Origin of the sequence: Streptomyces sp. NPDC048696, assembly GCF_043198895.1 — a bacterium.
Classification (GTDB): domain Bacteria; phylum Actinomycetota; class Actinomycetes; order Streptomycetales; family Streptomycetaceae; genus Streptomyces.
In genome coordinates, this window is the sequence record NZ_JBICVJ010000002.1 from 649,227 (window position 1) to 672,332 (window position 23,106).

Annotated in this window: 25 protein-coding genes; 11 read left to right on the forward strand and 14 right to left on the reverse strand. The window is 72.4% G+C overall.

Annotated elements, in window-relative coordinates; translation table 11 throughout:
• Position 1: 1 nt before the first annotated feature.
• A complete protein-coding gene (locus ACGFRG_RS05950; protein WP_361424343.1) occupies positions 2–532 on the reverse strand; it encodes a gamma carbonic anhydrase family protein in 531 nt (176 codons plus the stop codon).
• A 95-nt stretch (positions 533–627) separates the two neighbouring features.
• Here ACGFRG_RS05950 and ACGFRG_RS05955 point away from each other — a divergent pair, with 95 nt between their 5' ends.
• Positions 628–1,068 (forward strand): SRPBCC family protein, encoded by a 441-nt coding sequence (locus tag ACGFRG_RS05955; protein ID WP_393261758.1) that lies wholly within the window; start codon positions 628–630, stop codon positions 1,066–1,068.
• Between the two features lie 3 nt (positions 1,069–1,071).
• Here ACGFRG_RS05955 and ACGFRG_RS05960 read toward each other — a convergent pair whose 3' ends face one another.
• Both ACGFRG_RS05960 and ACGFRG_RS05965 read right to left on the reverse strand, forming a co-directional pair.
• Complete coding sequence (locus tag ACGFRG_RS05960) at positions 1,072–1,722, reverse strand: DedA family protein (protein ID WP_393261761.1); 651 nt, start codon at positions 1,720–1,722, stop codon at positions 1,072–1,074.
• A gap of 134 nt (positions 1,723–1,856) precedes the next feature.
• On the reverse strand, positions 1,857–2,294 hold the full coding sequence (locus ACGFRG_RS05965) for a DUF4442 domain-containing protein (protein ID WP_393261842.1): 438 nt from the start codon (positions 2,292–2,294) through the stop codon (positions 1,857–1,859).
• A gap of 110 nt (positions 2,295–2,404) precedes the next feature.
• On the opposite strand from ACGFRG_RS05965, the gene ACGFRG_RS05970 reads away from it, so the two are divergent.
• Both ACGFRG_RS05970 and ACGFRG_RS05975 read left to right on the forward strand, forming a co-directional pair.
• Positions 2,405–3,469 carry a hypothetical protein gene (locus ACGFRG_RS05970; protein WP_393261764.1) on the forward strand — a complete coding sequence of 355 codons (1,065 nt, stop codon included), beginning with the start codon at positions 2,405–2,407 and terminating at the stop codon, positions 3,467–3,469.
• A 91-nt stretch (positions 3,470–3,560) separates the two neighbouring features.
• Entirely contained in the window at positions 3,561–4,877 is a 1,317-nt protein-coding gene (locus ACGFRG_RS05975; protein ID WP_361424327.1) for an MFS transporter, read from the forward strand.
• Here ACGFRG_RS05975 and ACGFRG_RS05980 read toward each other — a convergent pair.
• The 3 genes from ACGFRG_RS05980 to tuf form a co-directional block, all read right to left on the reverse strand.
• Positions 4,839–5,684 (reverse strand): fused MFS/spermidine synthase, encoded by an 846-nt coding sequence (locus ACGFRG_RS05980; protein ID WP_361424324.1) that lies wholly within the window; start codon positions 5,682–5,684, stop codon positions 4,839–4,841. The genes ACGFRG_RS05975 and ACGFRG_RS05980 overlap by 39 nt on opposite strands.
• A gap of 28 nt (positions 5,685–5,712) precedes the next feature.
• Positions 5,713–6,552, reverse strand: coding sequence for a patatin-like phospholipase family protein (locus ACGFRG_RS05985; protein WP_393261766.1), 840 nt, complete (start codon positions 6,550–6,552; stop codon positions 5,713–5,715).
• Positions 6,553–6,659: 107 nt separating this feature from the next.
• Positions 6,660–7,829: an elongation factor Tu gene (gene tuf, locus ACGFRG_RS05990; protein WP_361424318.1), complete on the reverse strand. Its 1,170-nt coding sequence runs from the start codon at positions 7,827–7,829 to the stop codon at positions 6,660–6,662.
• Between the two features lie 527 nt (positions 7,830–8,356).
• Between tuf and ACGFRG_RS05995 the strand changes: the two genes are divergently transcribed.
• Positions 8,357–9,187 (forward strand): TVP38/TMEM64 family protein, encoded by an 831-nt coding sequence (locus tag ACGFRG_RS05995; protein WP_361424315.1) that lies wholly within the window; start codon positions 8,357–8,359, stop codon positions 9,185–9,187.
• Here the strand turns inward: ACGFRG_RS05995 and ACGFRG_RS06000 are convergent.
• Positions 9,174–9,959: a crotonase/enoyl-CoA hydratase family protein gene (locus ACGFRG_RS06000; protein WP_393261769.1), complete on the reverse strand. Its 786-nt coding sequence runs from the start codon at positions 9,957–9,959 to the stop codon at positions 9,174–9,176. The two genes, ACGFRG_RS05995 and ACGFRG_RS06000, sit on opposite strands and share 14 nt — an antisense overlap.
• A gap of 148 nt (positions 9,960–10,107) precedes the next feature.
• On the opposite strand from ACGFRG_RS06000, the gene ACGFRG_RS06005 reads away from it, so the two are divergent.
• On the forward strand, positions 10,108–10,590 hold the full coding sequence (locus ACGFRG_RS06005; RefSeq protein WP_361424309.1) for a nuclear transport factor 2 family protein: 483 nt from the start codon (positions 10,108–10,110) through the stop codon (positions 10,588–10,590).
• Between the two features lie 111 nt (positions 10,591–10,701).
• Positions 10,702–12,294 carry an apolipoprotein N-acyltransferase gene (lnt, locus tag ACGFRG_RS06010; RefSeq protein ID WP_393261771.1) on the forward strand — a complete coding sequence of 531 codons (1,593 nt, stop codon included), beginning with the start codon at positions 10,702–10,704 and terminating at the stop codon, positions 12,292–12,294.
• Here lnt and ACGFRG_RS06015 read toward each other — a convergent pair.
• Positions 12,218–13,123: a Gfo/Idh/MocA family oxidoreductase gene (locus ACGFRG_RS06015; protein WP_361424303.1), complete on the reverse strand. Its 906-nt coding sequence runs from the start codon at positions 13,121–13,123 to the stop codon at positions 12,218–12,220. The two genes, lnt and ACGFRG_RS06015, sit on opposite strands and share 77 nt — an antisense overlap.
• A 145-nt stretch (positions 13,124–13,268) precedes the next feature.
• On the opposite strand from ACGFRG_RS06015, the gene ACGFRG_RS06020 reads away from it, so the two are divergent.
• The 3 genes from ACGFRG_RS06020 (at position 13,269) to ACGFRG_RS06030 (ending at position 14,872) form a co-directional block, all read left to right on the forward strand.
• The gene (locus ACGFRG_RS06020; protein WP_361424301.1) at positions 13,269–13,790 is read left to right on the forward strand and encodes a DinB family protein; all 522 of its coding nucleotides are present in this window, start codon (positions 13,269–13,271) and stop codon (positions 13,788–13,790) included.
• A gap of 114 nt (positions 13,791–13,904) precedes the next feature.
• The gene (locus ACGFRG_RS06025; RefSeq protein WP_393261775.1) at positions 13,905–14,300 is read left to right on the forward strand and encodes a hypothetical protein; all 396 of its coding nucleotides are present in this window, start codon (positions 13,905–13,907) and stop codon (positions 14,298–14,300) included.
• Between the two features lie 98 nt (positions 14,301–14,398).
• Positions 14,399–14,872 carry a hypothetical protein gene (locus tag ACGFRG_RS06030; protein ID WP_393261845.1) on the forward strand — a complete coding sequence of 158 codons (474 nt, stop codon included), beginning with the start codon at positions 14,399–14,401 and terminating at the stop codon, positions 14,870–14,872.
• Positions 14,873–14,896: 24 nt separating this feature from the next.
• Here the strand turns inward: ACGFRG_RS06030 and ung are convergent, their stop codons facing one another.
• The 6 genes from ung to ACGFRG_RS06060 all read right to left on the reverse strand — a co-directional run bounded on the left by ung (position 14,897) and on the right by ACGFRG_RS06060 (position 20,382).
• On the reverse strand, positions 14,897–15,565 hold the full coding sequence (gene ung, locus ACGFRG_RS06035) for a uracil-DNA glycosylase (RefSeq protein ID WP_361424509.1): 669 nt from the start codon (positions 15,563–15,565) through the stop codon (positions 14,897–14,899).
• A gap of 121 nt (positions 15,566–15,686) precedes the next feature.
• Complete coding sequence (locus tag ACGFRG_RS06040; protein ID WP_361424506.1) at positions 15,687–17,231, reverse strand: ABC transporter substrate-binding protein; 1,545 nt, start codon at positions 17,229–17,231, stop codon at positions 15,687–15,689.
• Positions 17,232–17,464: 233 nt separating this feature from the next.
• Positions 17,465–18,232 carry an SDR family oxidoreductase gene (locus ACGFRG_RS06045; RefSeq protein ID WP_361424295.1) on the reverse strand — a complete coding sequence of 256 codons (768 nt, stop codon included), beginning with the start codon at positions 18,230–18,232 and terminating at the stop codon, positions 17,465–17,467.
• 18 nt (positions 18,233–18,250) lie between these two features.
• Positions 18,251–19,012: a 3-oxoacyl-ACP reductase FabG gene (gene fabG, locus ACGFRG_RS06050; protein WP_361424292.1), complete on the reverse strand. Its 762-nt coding sequence runs from the start codon at positions 19,010–19,012 to the stop codon at positions 18,251–18,253.
• Positions 19,013–19,150: 138 nt separating this feature from the next.
• Positions 19,151–19,534 (reverse strand): DUF3037 domain-containing protein, encoded by a 384-nt coding sequence (locus tag ACGFRG_RS06055; protein ID WP_361424289.1) that lies wholly within the window; start codon positions 19,532–19,534, stop codon positions 19,151–19,153.
• A complete protein-coding gene (locus tag ACGFRG_RS06060; RefSeq protein ID WP_361424286.1) occupies positions 19,531–20,382 on the reverse strand; it encodes a HipA family kinase in 852 nt (283 codons plus the stop codon). Before ACGFRG_RS06060 ends, ACGFRG_RS06055 begins: the two co-directional genes overlap by 4 nt.
• 62 nt (positions 20,383–20,444) lie before the next feature.
• Here ACGFRG_RS06060 and ACGFRG_RS06065 point away from each other — a divergent pair, with 62 nt between their 5' ends.
• Together ACGFRG_RS06065 and ACGFRG_RS06070 are read left to right on the forward strand one after the other, a co-directional pair.
• Positions 20,445–22,541, forward strand: a complete 2,097-nt coding sequence (locus ACGFRG_RS06065; protein WP_393261781.1) for a prolyl oligopeptidase family serine peptidase — start codon at positions 20,445–20,447, stop codon at positions 22,539–22,541.
• 67 nt (positions 22,542–22,608) lie between these two features.
• Complete coding sequence (locus ACGFRG_RS06070; protein WP_361424280.1) at positions 22,609–23,094, forward strand: Rieske (2Fe-2S) protein; 486 nt, start codon at positions 22,609–22,611, stop codon at positions 23,092–23,094.
• Positions 23,095–23,106: the final 12 nt, after the last annotated feature.

The window sequence follows — 23,106 nt, forward strand, 5'->3', positions numbered from 1 at the left end:
GTCAGCCGCCGTGCGCCTCGCGGTGGTCCCGCGCCAGGCCGAGGTACATCGCCGCGTTGACCTTGATGCCCTCGCGCTCCTCCTCGGTCAGCTCCCGCCGGACCTTGGCGGGCACGCCCGCGACGAGCGAGCCGGGCGGGACGACCATCCCCTGCGGCACCAGCGCCTGCGCGGCGACCAGTGAACCCGCCCCGATCACGGCCCCGTTGAGCACGGTGGCGCCCATGCCGATGAGCACGTCGTCCTCGACGGTGCAGCCGTGCAGCACGGCGTTGTGCCCCACCGAGACGCGCTCGCCGACGGTGACCGGGAAGCCGGGGTCGACGTGGACCGTGCAGTTGTCCTGAATGTTGCTGTCGGCGCCGAGCACGATCGGGCCGCAGTCGGCCCGCAGCACCGTGTGGTACCAGACGCTCGCCCCGGCGGCCAGGGTCACCTCGCCCAGCACCACGGCGGTGGGTGCGGTGAACGCCGCCGGATCGATCTGCGGCTTCCTGCCGCCCACGCCCACGACCAAAGCCCGCTCTGCCATGCGCCACTCCTTCGTACGGATCTCATCGCACCCAGGGGGCACGGTAGGCGACGGCGCGCCGGGGCGTGCGCGCGGGTGGCCCGTACGATCGCCGCATGGCACTCTTCCGGATCGACCGGCGTACGGAGCTGAGCTGCGGCGAGGCATGGCGGCGGCTGACCGACTGGCCCCGCCACTCGGGGAGCGTGCCGCTGACCCGGATCACCGTCACCACCCCGGCGCCGACCGGCGTCGGCACGGTCTTCGTGGCCCGGACCGGCATCGGGCGCCTGGCGTTCGAGGACCCGATGGAGGTCGTGGCGTGGGAGCCGCCCGGCGCTCAGCGGCCCGGACACTGCCGGATGGTCAAGCGCGGGCGTGTCGTCACCGGCTGGGCCGAGATCGAGGTGCGCCCCGATCCCTCGGGGACCGGGGCGCGGCTCGTCTGGCGCGAGGAGCTGCGGGTGCGGCCACTGCCGCGCGCGCTCGACGCGTTGATCGCACCGGCGGGGCGGCTCGTCTTCGGGCGGGCCCTGACCGCGGTCCTGACGGGCTGAGCGTCAGTCGGCGGCCGGCACGTTCTCGACGGGGGCCGACTCGACCTCCGCGGACGCCTTCTTGGCCCGGTTCTTGACGACGAGCATCGAGACCACGCCGAAGACCGCCGCGAGCCCGAGACCGACGTACGAGAAGTTCTTCAGATACGACTCGGCGACCGTGCCGATGTAGTAGATGGCGGCCGTGGTGCCGCCCGCCCAGCAGATGCCGCCGAGCAGGTTGGCGATGAAGAACTTCCAGTACGGCATGTGCAGCACGCCCGCCAGCGGCCCCGCGAAGATCCGCAGCAGCGCGATGAAGCGGCCGACGAACACCGCCCACATGCCCCACTTCTGGAAGGACTTCTCCGCCATGGCGACATGGCCTTCGCTGAAGTGCTTGGGGAACCTGGCGGCGAGCCAGGCGAGCAGCGGTCTGCCGCCCTTGCGGCCGATCGCGTAGCCGATCGAGTCGCCGACGACCGCGCCGACCACGGCGGCGGCGCCCAGGATCACCGGGTTGATGTGCCCCTGCTGGGAGGCCAGCAGCGCCGAGCTGACGAGGACGATCTCGCCCGGCAGCGGAATGCCGAGGCTCTCCAAGCCGATGACCAGCCCCACCAGGAGATAGACACTGACGGCGGGGATGTTCTCCAGCCACTCCTGGATGTGCAACGCCCGTTTCCTCCCGATAGCGACGGGCTGACGCCCGGCGTGCGCCCCCCTTGGCCCACGCCGGGAAGCCTACCCGCTCGGGTCCGCTCAACGGCTGCGCGCGACGCGCACCTCGCCGTCCGGACGTCGGTCGGTCAGGCGTTGGGCCGCAGGGTCCACACCACGGTCATCTCGCCGGTGACCGCGCCGTCCCCACGCTGGATGGCGATGGCGACGGGGAACTCCGGGCGCTGCCCGGCGTCCAGCTCCGCGACGACGTCGGCGATCGGGCGGCCGAGGGTCGCGGTGGCGGTCACGACGCCCATCGCGAGCTTCTTGTAGCCGATTTCCGCCTTGACGGCGAGCGGCACGGCACGGTGCATCTGGTCGCCGAAGGCCGCGATCACGATCGCGCCGCTGGCGGACTCGGCGAGCGTGAACATCGCGCCGGCGTGCGGTCCGCCCACGTGGTTGTGGTAGTCGGCCTGGTCCGGCAGCCGGACCACGGCCCGCTCCGGGGTGGTCTCCAGGAACTCCAGGTTCAGGGTCCTGGCCATGGGAACGGTGGCGGCGAGCATCTCGCCGACGGACATCTGATCAGCGCTCATGGGGAGCGATGTTACCCGTCAGTAGTAGACCTTGACCATCCCCCCACAGGGGCGGACGTAGCAGGAGTGACCTGTCCCCTCTATGGTTACTCGCCATGTGGCAAGGACAGCAGCCGCCCGGGGGCGAGCAGAATCCGCAGGACCCGAATCAGAACCCCTATCAGCAGCCGGGGTACCAGGCACCGAACCCGTACCAGCAGCCGACGCAGCCGGGGTACCAGGCTCCGGCCGGCGGCTACCAGCAGCCGGGTTATCCGACGCAGCCCAACCCGTACCAGCAGCCGACCGTGCCGCAGTACCCGGTCGGGGCCCCGCCCGGACCGCCGATGCCGCCGCAGGACGGGGGCGGGAACAAGAAGAAGACGACCGTCGTCGCGATCGTGGCCGCGAGCGCGGTCGTGATCGCGGCCGTCGTCACCGGCGTCGTGGTCATGAAGGACGACGGCAAGAAGGACGACAAGGCCGACAACAAGCCGACCAAGAGCGCGGCGCCGCAGCAGCCCGCGTCGCCCGGTGGCGCCACCGACAACCCGCGCGGCGGCTCCACCGTGGAGGAGAAGCCGACCATCGAGGGGTGGAAGGTCATCACCAACCCCAAGTGGGGCACGTCCTTCGACGTCCCGTCGGACTGGGAGTTCAAGGGACCGAGCTGGGCCGGTGGGTTCGAGGACCACAAGGACCCGACCGGCAAGCCGCTGATCATGCAGTCGGCGCCCGCGTACTACAAGCCCAAGTGGTGCTCGGAGGACTCCAACCACGACGGCAACCTTGAGAACACCGAGCTCGCGGGCACCGGCACCAAGGGCGCCGACGGCGCCAAGAACACCGACGAGGTCGCCGAGAACCAGGTGCCCTGGTGGGTGTACGGCGCGTACACGCAGCCGGACAAGAAGATCATCAAGACCGTCAAGCCGGTCCCGTACACCACCAAGGCGGGCATCACCGGCAGCGTGGCCCGCGCCTCGGCGACCGGGGTCAAGAAGACCGGCAAGTGCTCCACCGACGGCCAGGCGATCGTCTTCGGCTTCAAGAACGCCAAGGGCGACTTCGTGGCCTGGAACCTGTACGCGGCCACCGGTGTGAAGGACGCGGTCTCCGAAGAAACGATCCAGAAGATCCTGAGCACCGTCCGGTTGGCGAGCACGCCGCCCACCGGCTGATCCGTATCACCGGCCGGTTCCGCTCGCGGTAGCACCCCCGGTACCGCAAACCGGTTTGGCACATCGAGGCGGCGGCGGCGATAGTCCACACGTGACATCTGCCGCCGCCGCTTCCCGTTTCCGCCGTCCCGCCTGGGCGGGCCGCAACTACTCCCTGCTCACCGCCGCCGCGATCGTGACCAACCTGGGCAGCCAGGGCGCCCTCATCGCCTCGGCGTTCGCGGTGCTGCAATCGGGCGGCGACGGCGGCGACGTGGGCCTGGTGGCGGCGGCCCGTACCGTGCCGCTCGTCCTCTTCCTGCTCGTCGGCGGCGCGTTGGCGGACCGCATACCCCGGCACCGGGTGATGGTCGCCGCCAACGCCCTCAACTTCCTCTCCCAGGGCGCCTTCGCGCTGCTCGTCCTGAACGGCACGCCCCCGCTCTGGCAGATGATGGCGCTCAGCGGGCTCGGCGGCGTGGGCCAGGCGTTCTTCGGCCCGGCCTCCGAGGGCATGCTGCTCTCCAGCGTCGAGGGCGAGCAGGCCGGACGCGCCTTCGCGCTCTACCGGATGGCGATGCAGGGCGCCGGGATCGGCGGCGCGGCCCTCGGCGGCGCGCTCATCGCCGGGTTCGGCCCGGGCTGGGTCCTCGCCATCGACGCCGCCGCGTTCGCCGTCGCGGGGGCGCTGCGCGCCTTCATCGACGTGAGCGACGTTGCGCCACGCGCGCCCGGCGGCGGCATCCTCGCCGATCTGCGCGACGGCTGGCAGGAGTTCATCGGGCGCCCCTGGCTGTGGGCGATCGTGGCGCAGTTCTCCCTCGTCAACGCCGTGGTGGTGGCCGCCGACGCGGTGTACGGGCCGCTGGTCGCCAGGGATCATCTGGGCGGGCCGGGGCCGTGGGGCCTGGCGCTCGCCGCGTTCGGCGCGGGCACGGTCGGCGGCGCGCTGGTGATGATGCGCTGGAAGCCGCGCCGGCTGCTGTTCGTCGGCACGCTCTGCGTCTTCCCGCTCGCCCTGCCGTCCGCCGCGCTCGCGGTGCCCGCGCCGATCGGGGTGCTGGTCGCGGTGATGTTCGTGACCGGTGTGTCGATCGAGGTGTTCGGGGTGTCCTGGATGACCGCCATGCACCAGGAGATCCCCGAGGAGAAGCTGTCCCGGGTCTCCGCGTACGACTGGCTGGGCTCGCTCGCCATGGTGCCGCTGGCCACCGCCCTCGCGGGCCCGGCCGAGAGCGCGTTCGGCCGGACGTCCGCGCTGTGGGGCTGCGCGGCGGTGATCGTGGTCCTGACGGCCGCGGTGCTCACGGTTCCGGACGTACGCAATCTGGTGCGGCGCACCACGCCGGTGGCGTCCGGGACGCCCGCGCCGCAGCGGGCGGGCGCCGACTCAGCCGATGCCGAACGCCCCGTCGGGGGGCTCGGGTGACGGCTGCGCCTCGGCGTCCGGCACCGGCACGGCCGTGCCGATGAACCGCCGCAGCGCGTCGCCGTGTTCGACCCGCGCCGGGAACGCGTCCCCCGCCGTCAGCCGGGCCAGCTCCGCGATCGGGAGCGGGCGCTGCGAGGCGAGCAGCACCGCGTTGCCGAACCGCCGCCCGCGCAGCACCGCGGGCTCCGCGATCAGCGCGACCTCGGCGAACACCGCGCGGAAATTGGCGAGTTGGGAGCGCAGGAAGGTGAAGGGCGCGCCGTCGGCGAGGTTGGCCACGTAGACGCCGCCCGGTCGCAGCACCCGCTCGGCGACCCGTGCGTACTCGACCGAGGTCAGGTGCGCGGGCACCCGGGAGCCGCCGAAGACGTCGGCGACCAGGAGATCGACCGAGTCGGCCGGCGCGCTCTCGGCCCAGGCGCGCGCGTCCGCCGCGTGCAGCCGGATGCCGCAGCCGTCGGGCAGCGGCAGATGCTCGCCGACGAGATCGATCAGGCCCCGGTCGGCCTCCACCACGTCCTGGCGCGAGCCGGGCCGGGTCGCCGCCACATAGCGGGGCAGGGTGAGCGCGCCGCCGCCGAGGTGCAGGACGTCCAGCGGGGCGCCCTCCTCCCCCGCGCGGTCGACGACATGGGCGAGCCTGCGGGCGTACTCGAACTCGATGTACGTCGGGTCGTCCAGGTCGACGTACGACTGGGGCGCCCCGTTCACCGTGAGCAGCCAGGCCCGCTCGCGGTCCACGTCGGGCATCAGCTTGGCGGTGCCCCAGTCCACTGTCCGGCTCACCGGTATCGGCTCGTTCACCGTCCCATTGTGCGTCAGGGAAAAGGGGTCAGGACCAGAGCTCGGCCACGGCCGCCGCGTGGGCGGCGGCCTGGGCGCGGCCCGCTCGGGCGGCCGGGGCGCGGCGGGACGGCTCAAGGGAGTTGCGGCCGAACGACCTGCGGGCGGCCGCGTCGGGCGTGATGAGCTCGACGCGCGCGCCCGCCGTGATCAGCTTCGCCACCTGGGTGCGGGGCGAGTCCAGCGGGCCGCCGCCGATCGCCAGCGGCGCCAGGACCACCACCCGGTCGTACCCGGCGGCGAGCTGGGCGTTGGCCGGGGAGTGCACACCGCCGTCGATCCACCGGCGGCCCTCCACGCCGACGGTCGGCCACACGCCGGGCACCGCGCAGCTGGCGGCGACCGCGTCCACCAGCTCCACCCCGCTCTCCCGCTCGAAGATCCGCAGCTCGCCGCTGTCCGCCGCGACCGCCGTGATCCGCAGCCTCCGCCTGGGCCACTCGTGGGACACCAGGCGCCCGGCGATCACCGCGCGCCGCTCGGCCTCGCCGGGTGTGTCGGCGGCGAGTGCCATGCGGCCCAGCTTGCGTCCGTACTCCTCGGGCGTACGGGAGGTCAGCGCCGCACGGGCGAACCGGAACACCGTGGCGGGGCCGAGGTGGGCCGGAACCTCGCCGTCCGGGCGCGCGAGCTGGCGCTCGTACAGCGCGGGCAGGCCGATGCGCCCCGAGGTGATCTGCGCGGCGACCACCGAGCCCGCCGAACTGCCGACGACCAGGTCCGCGCCGGTCACGTCGACGCCCGCCTCGGCGAGCCCGTAGAGCATGCCGATCTCCCAGCCGACGCCGGTGATTCCGCCCGCGCCGAGCACGAGTGCCGTGTCTCCCATGCCGCAGAGTCTGACGGAGCGCGCGGAGCCCGCCTCCTTCGGGGGTACCGAAGAAGGCGGGCCCACCGTGGCACCGCTCGGAGCACGTCGGCTCGGAGCACGTCGGCTCAGAGCACCTCGGTGACCGTGCCCGCGCCGACCGTGCGGCCGCCCTCGCGGATGGCGAAGCCGAGACCCGGCTCCAGCGGGATGTCCCGGCCCAGCTCGACGGTCATGGTGACCGTGTCGCCGGGGCGCGCGACAGCCGTCTCGCCGAGGTCGACGTCACCGACCACGTCCGCGGTGCGCAGATAGAACTGCGGGCGGTAGCCGGTGGCGACCGGGGTGGTGCGCCCGCCCTCGCGCGCCGACAGGACGTACACCTGCGCCCTGAACCGACGGCTCGCCGTGGTGCTGCCCGGCGCCGCCACCACATGACCGCGCCGCACCGCGTCGCGGGGCACCCCGCGCAGCAGCAGCGCCACGTTGTCGCCCGCCTCGGCGGAGTCCATCGGCTTGCCGAAGGTCTCCAGGCCCGTGACGACGCTCTCGACGTCCGCGCCCAGGACCTCGACGCGGTCGCCGACGCGGACCGTGCCGCGCTCGACCGCGCCGGTGACGACGGTGCCCCGGCCGGTGATGGTCAGGACGTTCTCCACCGACAGCAGGAACGGCGCGTCGGTGTAGCGGACCGGCATCGGCACATAGGTGTCGACCGCGTCGAGCAGCGCCTCGACGGCCGCCGTCCAGCGCGGGTCGCCCTCCAGAGCCCTGAGCCCGGAGACGCGGACGACCGGCACCGAGTCGCCCCCGTACCCGTGCGCCGAGAGCAGGTCGCGGACCTCCAGCTCGACCAGGTCGGTCAGCTCCTCGTCACCCGCGTCCGCCTTGTTCAGCGCGACCACGATGTGGTCGACGCCCACTTGGCGGGCGAGCAGCACGTGTTCGGCGGTCTGCGGCATGATCCCGTCGAGCGCCGAGACGACGAGGATCGCCCCGTCCAGCTGGGCGGCGCCGGTGACCATGTTCTTCACGTAGTCGGCGTGACCCGGCATGTCGACATGGGCGTAGTGGCGGGTGTCGGTCTCGTACTCGACGTGCGCGATGTTGATGGTGATGCCCCGCGCCGCCTCCTCCGGCGCCCGGTCGATCCGGTCGAAGGGGACGAACGTGCCGGTGCCGCGCTCGGCGAGCACCTTGGTGATGGCGGCGGTCAACGTGGTCTTGCCGTGGTCGACATGGCCCATGGTGCCGATGTTCAGATGGGGCTTGGTGCGTACGTATGCCGTCTTGGGCATGGCTGTGTCCCTCGGGATGCTGATGGCTCGAAGCCGCGACGGGACCCCTGAGTCCGACCGACCCTCCCCCTGCGGGGTCCGCCGGTCTCTCCGGGAAGGGTCAGCTTCGGGCGCCGTCGAGGGGCGCTGCGGCAGCGATGAACGCCGCGACGGCTGCGACTGCCGCCGCCGCGAGGGCAGCCTTCGGCGCGTCCGCGACTGCGGACGGCGCTGCGAGGAAGGCGTGCCGGAACATGTGGCCGATCATGCCCCTGGGGACGGGGTGGCGTCGAATGGTTTTCCCCACCGGGGAGTTGGGGCGACGCGGGGCCCCACGGGCGGTTCGGCGCGGCCGGGCGGGACCCGCAGGCGGCGTCGGGCGGCCGGGTCCTCGCCTCACGGTCGGGGCCGGGCGTCGACGTCCCCGGTCACGCCGTCGTCGGGGCCGGGCGTTCGGCTCACCGTCACGCCAGGTGTTCACCTCACCGTCCGAGCCGGTGCGACACCCGTTACGGCGATCACACACCCGGGTCGGTTAGTCTCCCCGGATGCTCGACGACCCCGTCGCCCGCCCGTCCGCCGGGCTCGCCGTGCGCTGCACCAGGGCCCTGCTCTCGCCCTGGTCCCGGCTCACCCTGCTGGTCCTGGTACTCGCGGCGGCCGCCACGACCGTGCTGCTGCTCCAGCCGCAGCGGCTGCTCGCCACGGGCTGGCCGCCGCAGCTCAGCGGCGGCGCGGCGGTCGTGCTCTTCGGAGTCGCGTACGGGCTGTGCACCGCGGCGTTCGTACCGCGCCCTCTGCTGAACCTCGCCGCCGGCGCCCTCTTCGGCTCGTCGGCGGGCCTCGCCTCGGCGCTCGCCGGGACGGTGCTGGGCGCCGGGATCTCGTTCGGGCTCGGCCGGGTGCTCGGCCAGGACGCGCTGCGGCCGCTGCTGCGGGGCCGCTGGCTGACGGCGGCCGACGGCCAGCTGAGCCGGCACGGCTTCCGCTCGATGCTGGCGATCCGGCTCTTCCCCGGCGTCCCGTTCGCCGCGGCCAACTACTGCGCGGCCGTCTCACGGATGGGCTGGCTGCCGTTCCTCCTGGCGACGGGCCTCGGCTCGGTCCCGAACACGGCGGCGTACGTGGTCGCGGGCAGCCGCGCCGCGTCCCCGAGCTCGCCGGTGTTCCTGATCGCGACGGGCTTCATCGCGGTGACCGGCCTGGGCGCGGTGGTACTGGCCTGGTACAAGCGCCACCACCTGCCGGGGAAGCCGACCGGGGCCGAGGGGACTGGGACGGAAGAGACGGCCGATCCGCGCGGGGCGGCCGAGCCCTCGCCCGACAGCTCCGCACAGCGCAAGTCGCTTCCCGACGCGGGCGAGGTCACGGACGGCTGACGCCGGGCCCGGGGCCGCCGAACGAGCCGTGCCTCCCCTCCCCCGACGCGAACCGCGCCACACCCTCGGCCGCCGCCTTCAGGGACCGTACGCCGTGCGCGAGTTCATTGCGCAGGGCCTCCGGCTCGCTCATGCTCTCCTGTTCCAGCATCGAGAGGCGGTCCTCGCGCAGGCACAGCTGCGGGAACGCGGCGATCTCGGCCGCCAGTGCCTCCGCCGCCGCCCGGGCCGTCCCGGTCGCCACCACCCGGTCGGCCAGGCCGATCGCCAGCGCCTCGGCGGCGTCCACCGGGCGGCCGGTCAGGACCAGGTCCATCGCCCGCCCCGCGCCGATCAGCCGGGGCAGCCGTACCGTACCGCCGTCGATCAGCGGGACGCCCCAGCGGCGGCAGAAGACGCCGAACACCGCGTCCTGTTCGGCCACCCGCAGATCGCACCAGAGCGCGAGCTCCAGACCGCCCGCCACGGCGTGGCCCGCCACCGCCGCGATCACCGGCTTGGAGAGCCGCATCCGGGTCGGGCCCATCGGGCCGTCGCCCTCGTCGGCGACGACGTTGCCGCTCCCGGTGCCGAACGCCTTGAGGTCCGCGCCGGCGCAGAAGGTGCCGCCCTCGCCCCAGAGCACCGCGACCGCAGCCTCGTCGTCGGCCTCGAACGCCCGGAAGGCATCGGCGAGGGCGCGGGCGGTGGGGCCGTCGACGGCGTTGCGCGCGTCGGGGCGCGAGAGCACCACGGTGGTGACGGGGCCGGTGCGTTCACTGCGTACGGTCATGGCGCCCACGGGTAGCACGTACGTTCCGCCGCCCACAAGAGCCACCCGCCGCCTCGGCCCACGGCGGCGCCCACGAAAGCGGCCCCGGCCTCCGGCCCGGCCGGTCGGCACTCTTGGCCTGCCGCCCCCGCTGCCCGAGACTGAGCCGATGACCCAGCGTGTGGAACTCGCGACCGTGATGGACCGGCTCGCCATCGACGAACTCATCACCGGCTACGCGGCGGCCGTCGACGACGCCGACTGGGCCGCGTACGGGGCGCTGTTCACCCCCGACGGGCGCGCCGACTACCGCGCGGCGGGCGGCATCGAGGGCCCGGCCGCCGAGGTGGCGGCCTGGCTCACCGAGACCATGCGGCTCTTCCCGGTCCGCCAGCATCTGATCGTGAACCGGCTGCTCACCCTCCAGGACCTGGGCGGCTACCCGGGCGACCGGGCGCGCGTGCGGGCCGACTACATCAACCCGATGTGCCTGGGCGCGAGCGCCAACGGCGACGGTGGACCGGCCGCGCCCAACTTCGTCTCCGGCGGCCGGTACGCCTTCTCCCTGCGGCGCGCGGAGCCCGGCTGGCGCATCGACACGGTGACGGTCCAGGAGAAGTGGCGGCATGTCTCGGGGGCGCTCGGCAGCTGACCCCTCGCCGGGGAAACGCGCACCCGGGCAGACACCCGGAAAGCACACCGAAGACGCACACTGGGGGCGGACACGCGAAAAGCACCGCTCAGGGTGGTCGAGGAGGAGCGCATGCGGATTCCGGTCGGGCTGCGGCATCTGCTCACGGGGCTGCGCCACCGCGTGGCGGTCTCGCGGTGGTGGCGCGGCGGCGCCGCCCTGCTCGCCGGTGCGCTCCCGGCGCTCGCGTTCCCCGCGCCGAGCCTGTGGTGGCTCGCCTATGTCGCGCTGGTGCCGTGGCTGCTGCTGATCCGCTCGGCCCGCGACGGACGGCGGGCGGCCCTGGACGGCTGGCTGGGCGGGACCGGGTTCATGCTGGCGGTGCACCACTGGCTGATGCCGAGCCTGAACGTGTTCATCGTGGTGCTCGCCGCGCTGCTCGGGCTGCTGTGGGCGCCCTGGGGCGCGATGGCGCGCTCGCTGCTGCGGGGCAGGGTGTCCACCGGCCGCGCGCTCGCCGCGCTCGTGGTGCTGCCCTCGGGCTGGCTGATGGTCGAACTGGTCCGGTCCTGGCAAGGGCTGGGCGGCCCGTGGGGGCTGCTCGGGTCCAGCCAGTGGCAGGTGGTGCCCGCGCTGCGGCTGGCCTCGGTCGGCGGGGTCTGGCTGGTGAGCCTGTTCGTGGTGGCGGCCAATGTCGCGGTGACGGTCCTGGTGGTGGCGCCCCAGGCCCGTACCCCGGCGGCGGCCGCCGTGCTGGCCGGCGCCGTGGCCACCGGGGCGGTGTGGCTGTGGGCGCCGCACACCGAACGGGCGGGCCGGGTGCGGGTCGCCGTCGTCCAGCCGGGCGTGTACGAGAGCGGCGACGCCCGCTTCGCCCGCAGCGAGGCCCTCACCCGGTCCCTGGTGGGGCGGGACGTCGGGCTCGTGGTGTGGGGCGAGAGCAGCGTCGGCACGGATCTGACGGCCCGGCCCGATCTCGCGGCCCGGATCGCCGCGCTCTCCCGGGCGGTGGGCGCGGACATCCTGGTCAACGTGGACGCGCGCCGGGCCGACCGGCCCGGGATCTTCAAGAGCACGGTGCTGGTCGGGCCGGACGGGCCGACGGGCGACCGTTACGACAAGATGCGCCTGGTCCCGTTCGGCGAGTACATCCCGGCCCGCTCGCTGCTCGGCTGGGCCACCTCCGTGGGCAAGGCGGCGGGCGAGGACCGGCACCGGGGGACGACACCGGTGGTGATGACGCTCCCGCACGGGCTGCGGGTCGGCCCGGTCATCTGCTTCGAGTCGGCGTTCCCCGACATGAGCCGCCATCTGGTGCGCGAGGGCGCCCAGTTGCTGGTCGCCCAGTCCTCGACGTCGTCCTTCCAGCACAGCTGGGCGCCCGCACAGCACGCCTCGCTCGCCGCCCTGCGGGCCGCCGAGACGGGCCGCCCGGCGGTGCACGCCACGCTCACCGGGATCAGCGCGGCGTACGGGCCGGACGGCGAGCGCATCGGCCACTGGCTGGGCACCGACCGCAGCGCGACGGCCGTCTACGACATGCCGCTGGCGCACGGCTCCACGCTGTACGACCGGTTCGGCGACTGGGCGGTGTACACGGCCCTGGTCGTCCTCGCCGCCTACTGCGCCATCGAGGGGCGGCGCTCGCTCAGGAGGCCTGCTCCAGAGCCTCCCGTACCACCCGCTCGCACAGCTCATGAGTCGCCAGCGCGTCACGTGCGCTGAGCAGCTTTCCGGCCCGTACGGCGTCGAGGAAGGAGTGGACCGACTGCTCGATGCCGCGCTGGCGGGCCACCGGCACCCAGTCGCCGCGCCGGCGCAGCGTCGGCTGGCCCTTGTGGTCGACGATCTCGGCGAGGTTGAGCACCTGCCGCTTGGTGTCCTGCCCGGAGACCTCCAGGATCTCCTCGGTGGAGCCGTTCATCCGGTTCATGCTGCCGATGGCGGTGAAGCCGTCGCCGGAGAGCTGCAGGACGACGTGCTCCATCAGGCCCTCGCGGACCCGGGCCCGTACCACCGTGTGCTCGACGGGACCCGGCACCAGGAAGCGCAGGGTGTCGACGACATGGATGAAGTCGTCGAGGACGAGCGTGCGCGGGTCCTCGGGCAGGCCGACGCGGTTCTTCTGCATCAGGATGAGCTCGCGGGGATGCTCGGCGCACTGCGCGTAGCCGGGTGCGAGGCGCCGGTTGAACCCGACGGTGAGGCTCACCCCGCGCTCCTCGGCGAGCGCCACCAGCCGCTCGGAGTCGGCGAGTTCATACGCCATCGGCTTGTCCACATACGTGGGCACGCCCGCCTCCAGGAGCCGGGTGACGATCGCCGGGTGCACGGCCGTCGGCGCGTGCACGAAGGCCGCGTCGAGGCCCTGCGCGATCAGCGCGTCGAGCTCGGTGTGGCGCCGGGCCTCGGGGATGTGGTGGGTGTCCGCGACGCGCGCGAGGGTGGCGGGGGTGCGGGTCTGCAGATGCAGCTCCGTGCCGGGGAGTGTGGTCAGGACCGGCAGATAGGCCTTCTGCGCGATGTCCCCGAGTCCGATACAGCCGACCTTCACGAAGTCTCCCGTCGCCGTCTCACGTCACGCTTCTTGCCAGGTCAGCATACGTGTGCCGGGCACAGCGCCGGGTCGGTCGACCGGAACCGGCGGGCGGCCCGCAAACCCGTGGCGGTCGCGGTGCGCATCCGTGAGGATGGCCGCCATGACGACGATTCAGACGCCCGACCGCCATGAGCCCGCCCTCGACGCCGCCGAACTGCCCATGCTCGTGGGATGGCTCGACTACCACCGCGAGACGCTGGCCCTGAAGTGTTCCGGGCTCACCGACGAACAGCTCCGGACGGCCTCGATGCCGCCCTCCACGCTGACCCTGATGGGCCTGGTGCGGCACATGGCCGAGGTCGAGCAGCACTGGTTCAGCAATGTCTTCGGCGGCGACAACGGCAAGGCGCACTTCTACACCGACGAGGACCCGGACGCCGACTTCCACCCCGGGCCCGCGGACACCATGGAGGTGGCGCTGGCCACCTGGCAGGGCGAGATCGACAAGGCCCGCGCCCACGCCGCCGGACACTCCCTCGACGCCATGAGCACCGGCACCGCCCGCGGCGGACAGCACGTCAACCTGCGCTGGATCTACACGCACATGATCGAGGAGTACGCGCGCCACAACGGCCACGCCGACCTGCTGCGCGAGGGCGTCGACGGCACGACCGGCGACTGACCGCCGTCACTCGTGCGGGCCAATCCGGGCCCGCACCCTCCCCCAACGGGCCCCGCACCCAGCAGAGTTGAGCGGGTGCACCGAACACGAAACACAGCGAGGCTCCTGGTCGGCGTGGCCGCACTGACGGTATCCGGGTGCGTCACCGTCGAGCGCGGACCCGACCAGCGGCCACCGGCGCCGCCCGCCCGGCTCACCGGCGAACGCGCCGACCGCAAAGCGGCGCCGCGGATCGTCCAGGCGCCGGTCCGCGAGGCGCTGGAGGCGGCGCTCCCGCCCGTGCGCCCGCCCCGGGCCTCGACCCCGGCTCCCGCCCCGGCCCCGCGCCGCCCCGACCGGGTGCCCCAGCCCCGCCCGCGCCCCACGGGCCACCGGCCCGCTCCGCCCGCCCCGGCCCCGGCCCCGCCGCCGGTCACCGGTGGCGACGTCTGCGACCTGGGCAGGTCGCTGGACGGCTGGACGGCGGACAGCCCCGAGTCCCGTATCTGCGACGAGACATACCGGAAGTGACAGGACATACGGGAAGCGTGGAGATGAGCCCGATTGTCAGTGCGGGCGGTTAGCGTCGCCCTGATCGGATGCGTACGAACAGGTTGGCGGAGGACGCGGTGACGGAGCAGCAGGAGACGTCGGAGGACGTCGTCATGACCCGGATCGGGCAGGCGCTGATGCTCCTGCACGGCGGCGACCGCGAGGAGGCCCGCAACCGCCTGGGCGTCATCTGGGCGGAGATCGGCGAACACGGCGACCCGCTGCACCGCTGCACGCTGGCGCACTACATGGCGGACGCGCAGGACGACGCGGGCGACGAACTCGCCTGGGACCTGCGGGCGTTGTCGGCCGCCGACGGCCTGGGCCAGGACCGGCTCGACGAGCACCACGCCTCGCTGGCGGTCAGGGCGCTGTACCCCTCGCTCCACCTCAACCTTGCGGCGGACTACGTGAAGCTGCACCGCCCGGACGCCGCCCGCCTCCATCTGGAGCGGGCCCACACGGCCCTGGACGCGCTCGCGAACGACGCGTACGGGAACGGCATCCGGACCGCGCTCGACCGCCTTGAGCGGCAGCTGGAGGGCGCGTGAGGCGCCCTCCGGCGGCCGCCGGGATCAGCCCAGGTCGGGGATGCGCCAGTCGATCGCCGCGTGGCCCTGGGCGGCGACCGCCGCGTCGATCTGGCTGAAGGGCCGCGAGCCGAAGAACTTCTTCGCCGACAGCGGCGACGGGTGGGCGCCCTTCACCACCACGTGCCGCTCCTCGTCGATCAGGGGGAGCTTCTTCTGCGCGTAGTTCCCCCACAGCACGAACACCGCGGGGTCCGGGCGCTCGGCGACCGCGCGGATCACCGCGTCGGTGAACTTCTCCCAGCCCTTGTTCTTGTGGGAGTTGGCCTCGCCCGCGCGGACGGTGAGCACCGCGTTCAGCAGCAGGACGCCCTGCTCGGCCCACGGCATCAGATAGCCGTTGTCCGGCACCGGGTGGCCGAGCTCCTCCTTGAGCTCCTTGTAGATGTTGCGCAGCGAGGGCGGGGTCTTCACGCCCGGGCGCACCGAGAAGCACAGGCCGTGCCCCTGGCCCTCGCCGTGGTACGGGTCCTGGCCGAGGACCAGGACCTTCACCTTGTCGTACGGAGTCGCGTCGAGGGCGGCGAAGACCTCGTCGCGCGGCGGGTAGACGGGACCCTTCGCCCGCTCCTCCTCGACGAACTCGACGAGTTCCTTGAAGTAGGGCTTCTGAAGCTCCTCGCCGAGGACGCCGCGCCAGGACTCGGGCAGCATGGCGATGTCGGTCACGTCAACAACCTCCGTGGGACGTTCGGTTCCCGCACTCTTCGGTGCGGATTCCCGAACCTACCCGGCCCCACTGACAACGCCCCCGCCGCCCGCCTCCGCAGGGCCTCTACCAGCTGGTCTTGCGGTGCAGCTCCCACATGCACATGACGGTCTGCGGGTCGATCGCCCGCTCGCCGCCGGCGATGTCGTCGCTGGCCGCGACATACAGCTTGCCCTGCCACAGCGGCAGCAGCCGCACGTCGTCGACCAGGATGTCCTGGGCGCGCTCGAACTTCTTGCTGACCGCGCCCCGGTCGGAGACCTCCCGGGTCTGCGGGATCAGCTGGTTGACGATCTCCTTCGGCTCGTACGGCGTGCCGACGGCGTTCTCCTTGCCCACGAAGGGCGCGATGAAGTTGTCGGGGTCCGGGAAGTCCGGAAACCAGCCGCGCCCGAAGACCGGGTACTCACCGGCCTGCATGCCCTGGGTGTACGTCTTCCAGGGGCGGCTCTGCAGGGTCACCGTGAACAGCCCCGACGCCTCCAGCTGCCGCTTGAGCTCGGCGAACTCCAGCGCGGTCGAGGAGCCGTAGCGGTCGGTGGTGTACCAGAGGGTGAGCGGCACCGGGTCGGTGATCCCGGCCTTGCGCAGGATCGCCTTCGCCTTGGGGACGCTGGGGGCGCCGAAGGTGTCGAAGAAGCTCACGGTGTGCCCGGCGACACCCTTGGGCACCATCGAGTACAGCGGTTCGGCGGTGCCCTTGTAGACCTTGGCCACCAGCGCGTCCCGGTCGACGAGCTGGGCGATCGCCTTGCGCACGGCGGGGTTGGCGGCCGCCGCGTCCTTGGGGTTGAAGACCAGGAAGCGGATCTCGGTGCCGACCGTCTCGACCAGCTGGAGCGGCTTGCCCGCGGCCTTCTGGTTCTGGACGTCCAGGACCTCGTCGGCGGTGAGCCCCCGGTAGGTGACGTCGATCTGCTTCTTCTTGAGGGACTCCACCATGTCGGAGGAGTCCTTGAAGTAACGGATCGAGACGGCGTCGTTCTTCAGCTGCGCGAACCCCTGGTAGTGCGGGTTCTTCTTGAGGTCGGCGCGGTCGCCCGCGTGGTAGGACTCCAGGGTGTACGGGCCGGAGCCGGTGAGCCCGCCGTCGTCGCGCACCGCGCTCGCGGGGTAGTCCTTGGGGTCCACGACGGACATCGCGGGCGCGCCCAGGACGTACGGGAAGGTCGCGTCCGACTTGTTCAGATGGAAGGTGACCGTCCGCGCGTCGTCGGCGGTGACCTTGTCCAGGCTGGTCAGCAGGCCCTTGGGGCCCGCCTTCACATTGATCTTCCCAATGCGGTCGATGGAGTACTTGACCGCCGCCGCGTCGAGCTTGTCACCGTTGGAGAACTGCAGGTCCTTGCGGAGGGTGCACTGGTACGTACGGCTGTCGGAGTCCTTGAACTCGCAGGTCTCGGCCGCGTCCGGCTGGGGTGCGTTGGAGCCGGTGGGGAAGGACAGCAGGGTCTGGAAGACGTTGCGGTAGAGCTCCCAGGAGCCGTCCCAGGAGGCGGCCGGATCGAGCGTGCTCGGCTCGCTGACCGTGCCGACCTTGATCGTCTGCTCGGTGTTCGAACTGCCCCCCGAGAGCAGTCCGCAGCCGCCCATCAGGGCCATCGACGACATGGACGCAAGGGCCGCGGTGGTGCGCAGGCATATGGTCCGGTTGAACACGTGCACGCTCCTAGTTCAGCCATGGATCGGCAGACCATACCGCAGCGCCCCGCCCGGTCAACTGAGGGACCGGACGGGGCACTTGGGGTCATTTAGGAGCAAACCGGTTCACTACTCACCGGTACCAAGATCAGCTTACCCGCCGGGTGATCCATGAACCCCGGCGTTGACGATCAGTGGTCCGGTCAGTGGACGCCGACGTTGAGGAACAGCCCGCCGTCGACCATCAGCGTCTGCCCGGTGATCCACTCCGACTGGTCGGAGGTGAGGAACGCCGCCGCTCCCCCGATGTCGGACGGCACCCCGAGGCGGCCGAGCGGATAGGCCGCGGCGGCCTCCTCCTCACGGCCCTCGTAGAGCGCCTGGGCGAACTTGGTCTTGATCACGGCAGGCGCGATCGAGTTGACCCGGACCCCGGGCGCGAACTCGTGCGCCAGCTGGAGGGTCAGGTTGACCATGGCCGCCTTGCTCATGCCGTACGCGCCGATGAAGGGCGAGGCGGAGACGCCGGCGATGGAGGCGATGTTCACGATCGCCCCGCCGTTCGCCTGCTGCCAGGCCTTCCACGTCTGCTGGGCGAAGCCGAGCGCGGAGATCACATTGGTCTCGAAGACCTTGCGGGCCACATTGAGGTCGAGCTCGGCGATGGGGCCGAAGACCGGGTTGGTGCCGGCGTTGTTGACCAGGAAGTCGACCCGGCCGAACGCCTCCATGGTGCGCGCCACGGCGGCGGCCTGGTGGGCCTCGTCGTGCGCCTTGCCGGCGACGCCGATGACGCGGTCGGGGCCGAGTTTGTCGACGGCCTCCTTGAGGGCGTCCTCGTTGCGGCCGGTGATGCAGACCCGGTCGCCGCGTGCGACCAGCGCCTCGGCGATGCCGTAGCCGATGCCCCGGCTCGCGCCGGTGACCAGGGCCGCCTTGCCGGAGAGCGCAGGGAGCTGAGTGTCAGTCATGTTCTTGTTTCCCCAGCCTTAGTTGAGCGGTCCGCCGGCCACGTACAGCACCTGTCCGGAGACGAAGCCCGCGTCGTCGCCGGTGAAGAAGGCGATGGCGTTGGCGATGTCCTCGGGCGTGCCGACCCGGTTCACCGGGATCTGGGTGGCGGCCGCGGCCTGGAAGTCCTCGAAGTCCATGCCGACCCGGGCGGCGGTCTGCGCGGTCATCTCGGTGACGATGAAGCCGGGGGCGACGGCGTTGGCGGTGATGCCGAACTTGCCGAGCTCCTTGGCGAGGGTCTTGGTGAAGCCCTGCAGGCCCGCCTTGACCGCGGCGTAGTTCGCCTGGCCCCGGTTGCCGAGCGCGGAGGACGAGGAGAGCGAGACGATACGGCCCCAGCCCGCGTCCACCATGTGCTTCTGGACGGCCTTCGCCATCAGGAACGCGCCCTTGAGGTGCACGTTCATCACGGTGTCCCAGTCGGACTCGCTCATCTTGAAGAGCAGGTTGTCACGGAGCACGCCCGCGTTGTTGACGAGGACGGTCGGCGCGCCGAGCTCGGCGGCGACCCGCGCCACGGCGGCCTCCACCTGGGCGCTGTCGGAGACGTCGCAGCCGACGGCGATCGCCCGGCCGCCCGCCGACGTGATCTTCTCGACGGTGTCCTTGCAGGCCGCCTCGTCGAGGTCGAGTACGGCGACCGCGCGGCCCTCGGCCGCGAGCCGGACGGCGGTCGCGGCGCCGATGCCCCGGGCCGCCCCGGTCACGATGGCTACGCGCTGCTCGCTGGTGGACATGCTGTTCTCCTCGCCCTGGGGATCCGCGGCTCCTCGTCCCTGAGCAACCGCTTAGTAGCTTCAGCAGACGAGACGCTAGAAGCCCTGGCACGCGGTGTCAACGGCCCACGGATCCCCCGAACGAAGGTCACACCCGCCCTAGCGAACCAGCAGGTCGAGCAGGCGCTCGGTCTCGGCCGCCGGGTCCGTGGTGAGGCCGGTGTGCACCGGGCCGGGCTGGACGACGGTGGAGCGCGGCGCGATCAGCCAGCGAAAGCGCCGCCCCGCGTCGTCGCGCGCCGCCTGCCCGGCCGCCTCGCCGCCGTGGCATACCCCCTCCACGGCTCTGAGCGCCGCCCGTACACCGACGACGTCCGCGTCCGGATCGAGCGCCCGCAGCTTGGCCTCGTCCAGATGCGTACGGGCCGCGACGAACGACTGGGCGCGGCAGTAGACCAGCACCCCGGCGTTGAAGCACTCCCCGCGCTCGACGCGCGGCACCACCCGCAGCAGCGCGTACTCGAAGACATCGCGGTTGTTCACTGGCCGACCTTCTTGCTGTTCTTGGTGGGGTGCGGCCAGGGGGTGAGGTGGTCGGTGAGCCAGCCGGGGGCCTGCGACGGCCGGTCCTTGCTGGGTGCCTCCAGCGTGATCCGCTCATGGATGTCGCGGGCGCGCGAGAGCAGCGGTGCCACATACGCGCGGCGCAGCGCGTCGGTCGTCTCGAAGCCGGGCTCGTCGACCAGCCACTCGTCCGGCACCAGGGCGGTGACCTCGGTCAGCAGCTCCTCGGTGACCAGCGGCGCCAACTCGGCGGCGGCGGTGGCGACATCGGGTCCGAAGGGGGCGAGGGCGTGATCGGAGGCGTTGTACGGCTTAGCCGCCGAGGCCTGCGCGCCCGGCCAGTTGTGGTGCCAGATCATCGTGGCGCCGTGGTCGATGAGCCACAGATCACCGTGCCAGACCAGCATGTTAGGGTTCCGCCACGATCGGTCGACGTTGTTGATCAACGCGTCGAACCAGACCACCCGGCCCGCCTCGGCGGCACTCACCTCATAGGCGAGCGGGTCGAACCCGATCGATCCGGGCAGGAAGTCCATTCCGAGATTCAGCCCGCCGCTCGCCTTCAGCAGCTCCTGCACCTCCTGGTCCGGCTCCGAGAGCCCGATGACCGGGTCGAGCTGAATGGTGACCAGATCGGGGACCCGCAGCCCCAGCCGCCGGGCCAGTTCACCGCAGATCACCTCCGCGACGAGGGTCTTGCGCCCCTGCCCGGCGCCGGTGAACTTCATGACGTAGGTACCGAGATCGTCGGCTTCGACGATGCCGGGGAGCGAGCCGCCCTCACGCAACGGCGTGACATAGCGGGTCGCTGTGACTTCATTGAGCATCCGTCCAGGCTACTGGGGCGGATCGGACAGTTCGATCACTTATTCACGAGGGGACGTCAGCCATGTCGACACCGCACACCACCGAGAAGGACACGACCTCCGAGGACCTGCCGCTCCAGTTCGCCCGCACCAGGCGCTTCTCGCTCGGTGTGCCCAAGCAGTTCACGGTCTCCCCCGACGGCGAGCGCGTCCTGTTCGTCCGCACCGCCGACGGCCGCTCCCCGGTGAGCTCGCTGTGGCTCCACGAGAACGGCGCGGAACGGATACTCGTCGACCCGCTGAGCCTGTCCGGAGCCGGCGACGACGTCCCCGAGGCGGAGCTGATCCGCCGCGAGCGGGCGCGTGAGACAAGCGCCGGAATCGTCGCGTACGCCACCGACGCGGCGGTCCGCACGGTCGTCTTCGCCCTCTCGGGCGCGCTCTGGATCGCCGGCACGGACGGCTCAGCCCCGCGCGCGCTCCCCACGGCGGGCCCGGCCGTCGACCCGCGCCTGTCCCCCGACGGCACGCTCGTCTCGTACGTGACCGGCGGCGCCCTGCACGTCGTACGCGCCGACGGCACCGGTGAGCGCCAACTGGCCGCGCCGGAGCGGCCGGAGGTGACCTACGGCCTCGCCGACCACGCCTCGGCCGAGTCGATCCACCGCGAGGCCAGCTCGTGGTGGTCCCCCGACGGGGGCGCGCTGCTGGTCGTACGGGCCGACAGCGCGCCGGTGCAGCGCTGGTACCTCAGCGACCCGGCGCACCCGACGAAGGCCCCGCGCACGATGGCGTACCCGGCGGCGGGCACGGCCAACGCGGAGGTGTCGCTGCACCTCGTCCGCGTCGACGGCACCCGGATCCCGGTCCGGCTGCCCCGCTCGGCGGACCTCGACACGCACCCGGCGGGCGCCTGGACGGACACCGCCTTCGAGTACATCGTCGAGGCCGGCTGGGACGCGGTCGGCGCCTTCGCGACCGTACAGACCCGTGACCAGCGCACGGCGTACCGGCTCGCCATCGACCCGGAGACCGGCGAGGCGGAGGTGACGATCCGTCAGCACGACGACGCCTGGCTGGAGTTCCTGCCGGGCGCGACCGGGCTCGCCCGGTCCGGTCTCGCCCTCGGGGCCGACCTTCCCACCGCTCTGGACGTACGCGCGGTGCTCGGCACGGTCGGCCGTACGGTCTACTTCACGGCGAGCGACGAGCCCACCGAGACCCACGTCTGGACGTACGCACCCGAGGAAGGCTATGTCCGGCTCACTGAGGAGCCCGGTGTGCACACGGCGGTCCTCGGGGGCGACACCGTCGTCCTGGACAGCCGCACGCTCGACGGGCAGACCGTCACCGTGCTGCGCGACGGCAAGCCGGCCGGGCGGATCGCCGTGCTCGCCGAGCAGCCGCTGGTGACGCCCCGGCCCGTCTTCCTGGTCCTGGGCGAGCGCGAGCTGCGCACCTCGCTCTATCTGCCGTCGTGGCACAAGGAGGGCTCGGCGAAGCTCCCGGTCGTCGTGCACTCGTACGCGGGTCCCGGTGCCCAGACCGTCCAGCGCGGCAACGGCTGGCAGCACGCGGTGAACCAGTGGTTCGCCGAGCAGGGGTTCGCGGTGCTGTCCATCGACGGACGCGGCACCCCGGGGCGCGGCGTGCGGTGGCGCAAGGCCGTCCACGGCGACCAGTTGACGCCGGTGCTCGAAGACCAGGCCGACGCGGTGCGGGCGGCCGTCGAGCGGTTCTGGGACCTGGACGGGGACCGGGTCGGCATCCGGGGCTGGTCGTTCGGCGGCTATCTGGCGGCGGCCGCCGTGCTGCACCGGCCGGACGTCTTCCACGCGGCGGTCGCCGGGGCGGCCCCGACCGATCTCGCGCTCTACGACACCCACTGGAAGGAGCGCTTCCTGGGCCACCCGGACGTCCTGCCGCAGAACTACGAGCGCTGCTCGCTGGTGGCCCACGCCCACAAGCTGACCCGGCCGCTGCTGCTCGTCCAGGGAATGGCCGACGACAATGTGGTGCCCGCACACATGCTGCGCTTCTCCCAGGCGCTGGTCGCGGCCGGACGGCTGCACAGCGTGCTCCCGCTGCCCGGTGAGACCCATCTGGTCACCAAGGAAGGTGTGGCCGACACCCTGCTGCGGCTCAATGTCGAATTCCTGAAGAAGTCCTTGAACGCCTGAACACCGGGCGGGGCGGGGCCGTATCCCTTCACGCAGCCCCGTGTAGCAAGGTGAAGGGAAAGCCAGTATGACGACCCAACCGCTTGTGTCCGGGCCGGGCCCGGCCCGCCGTACCGTCATCGCGACGGCGGGCGCGGCCGGGCTCGCCGCCGCGCTCACCGCGTGCGGCAGTTCGGACAAGTCCAGTGATGCCGCCCCGCCCTCCGGCAACGGGGGTACCGGAGGTACGGGCGGCACCGCCGGCGGCGACGCCGGGTCGGCCGGCGGCGGGGTGCTGGCGAAGACCGCCGACATCCCGCAGGGCGGCGGCAAGGTCTTCCCCGACCAGGGCGTGGTGGTGACCCAGCCGACGGCGGGCGCCTTCAAGGCGTTCTCCGCCACCTGCACCCATCAGGGCTGCACGGTGAAGGACGTCGTCGACGGCACCATCAACTGCCCGTGCCACGGCAGCAAGTACGACCCGGCGACCGGAAAGGTGACGGCGGGCCCGGCGCCCCGCCCGCTCCCGGCGAAGAAGATCACGGTGGAGGGGGACTCGATCAAGCTGGCCTGACCTCGCACCCGC

What these genes read in the sequence shown, in the direction of transcription:
- ACGFRG_RS06060 (WP_361424286.1), bottom strand. Translation starts at nt 20,382, where the DNA reads ATGCTCAATGAAGTCACAGCGACCCGCTATGTCACGCCGTTGCGTGAG.
- ACGFRG_RS05965 (WP_393261842.1), bottom strand. Translation starts at nt 2,294, where the DNA reads ATGTCCGTCGGCGAGATGCTCGCCGCCACCGTTCCCATGGCCAGGACC.
- ACGFRG_RS06065 (WP_393261781.1), top strand. Translation starts at nt 20,445, where the DNA reads ATGTCGACACCGCACACCACCGAGAAGGACACGACCTCCGAGGACCTG.
- ACGFRG_RS06020 (WP_361424301.1), top strand. Translation starts at nt 13,269, where the DNA reads ATGACGACGATTCAGACGCCCGACCGCCATGAGCCCGCCCTCGACGCC.
- tuf (WP_361424318.1), bottom strand. Translation starts at nt 7,829, where the DNA reads ATGCCCAAGACGGCATACGTACGCACCAAGCCCCATCTGAACATCGGC.
- ACGFRG_RS05955 (WP_393261758.1), top strand. Translation starts at nt 628, where the DNA reads ATGGCACTCTTCCGGATCGACCGGCGTACGGAGCTGAGCTGCGGCGAG.
- ACGFRG_RS06070 (WP_361424280.1), top strand. Translation starts at nt 22,609, where the DNA reads ATGACGACCCAACCGCTTGTGTCCGGGCCGGGCCCGGCCCGCCGTACC.
- ACGFRG_RS05950 (WP_361424343.1), bottom strand. Translation starts at nt 532, where the DNA reads ATGGCAGAGCGGGCTTTGGTCGTGGGCGTGGGCGGCAGGAAGCCGCAG.
- ACGFRG_RS06045 (WP_361424295.1), bottom strand. Translation starts at nt 18,232, where the DNA reads ATGACTGACACTCAGCTCCCTGCGCTCTCCGGCAAGGCGGCCCTGGTC.
- ACGFRG_RS06040 (WP_361424506.1), bottom strand. Translation starts at nt 17,231, where the DNA reads ATGTCGTCGATGGCCCTGATGGGCGGCTGCGGACTGCTCTCGGGGGGC.
- lnt (WP_393261771.1), top strand. Translation starts at nt 10,702, where the DNA reads ATGCGGATTCCGGTCGGGCTGCGGCATCTGCTCACGGGGCTGCGCCAC.
- ACGFRG_RS06005 (WP_361424309.1), top strand. Translation starts at nt 10,108, where the DNA reads ATGACCCAGCGTGTGGAACTCGCGACCGTGATGGACCGGCTCGCCATC.
- ung (WP_361424509.1), bottom strand. Translation starts at nt 15,565, where the DNA reads ATGCTGCCCGAGTCCTGGCGCGGCGTCCTCGGCGAGGAGCTTCAGAAG.
- ACGFRG_RS05970 (WP_393261764.1), top strand. Translation starts at nt 2,405, where the DNA reads ATGTGGCAAGGACAGCAGCCGCCCGGGGGCGAGCAGAATCCGCAGGAC.
- ACGFRG_RS05985 (WP_393261766.1), bottom strand. Translation starts at nt 6,552, where the DNA reads ATGGGAGACACGGCACTCGTGCTCGGCGCGGGCGGAATCACCGGCGTC.
- ACGFRG_RS06000 (WP_393261769.1), bottom strand. Translation starts at nt 9,959, where the DNA reads ATGACCGTACGCAGTGAACGCACCGGCCCCGTCACCACCGTGGTGCTC.
- ACGFRG_RS05995 (WP_361424315.1), top strand. Translation starts at nt 8,357, where the DNA reads ATGCTCGACGACCCCGTCGCCCGCCCGTCCGCCGGGCTCGCCGTGCGC.
- fabG (WP_361424292.1), bottom strand. Translation starts at nt 19,012, where the DNA reads ATGTCCACCAGCGAGCAGCGCGTAGCCATCGTGACCGGGGCGGCCCGG.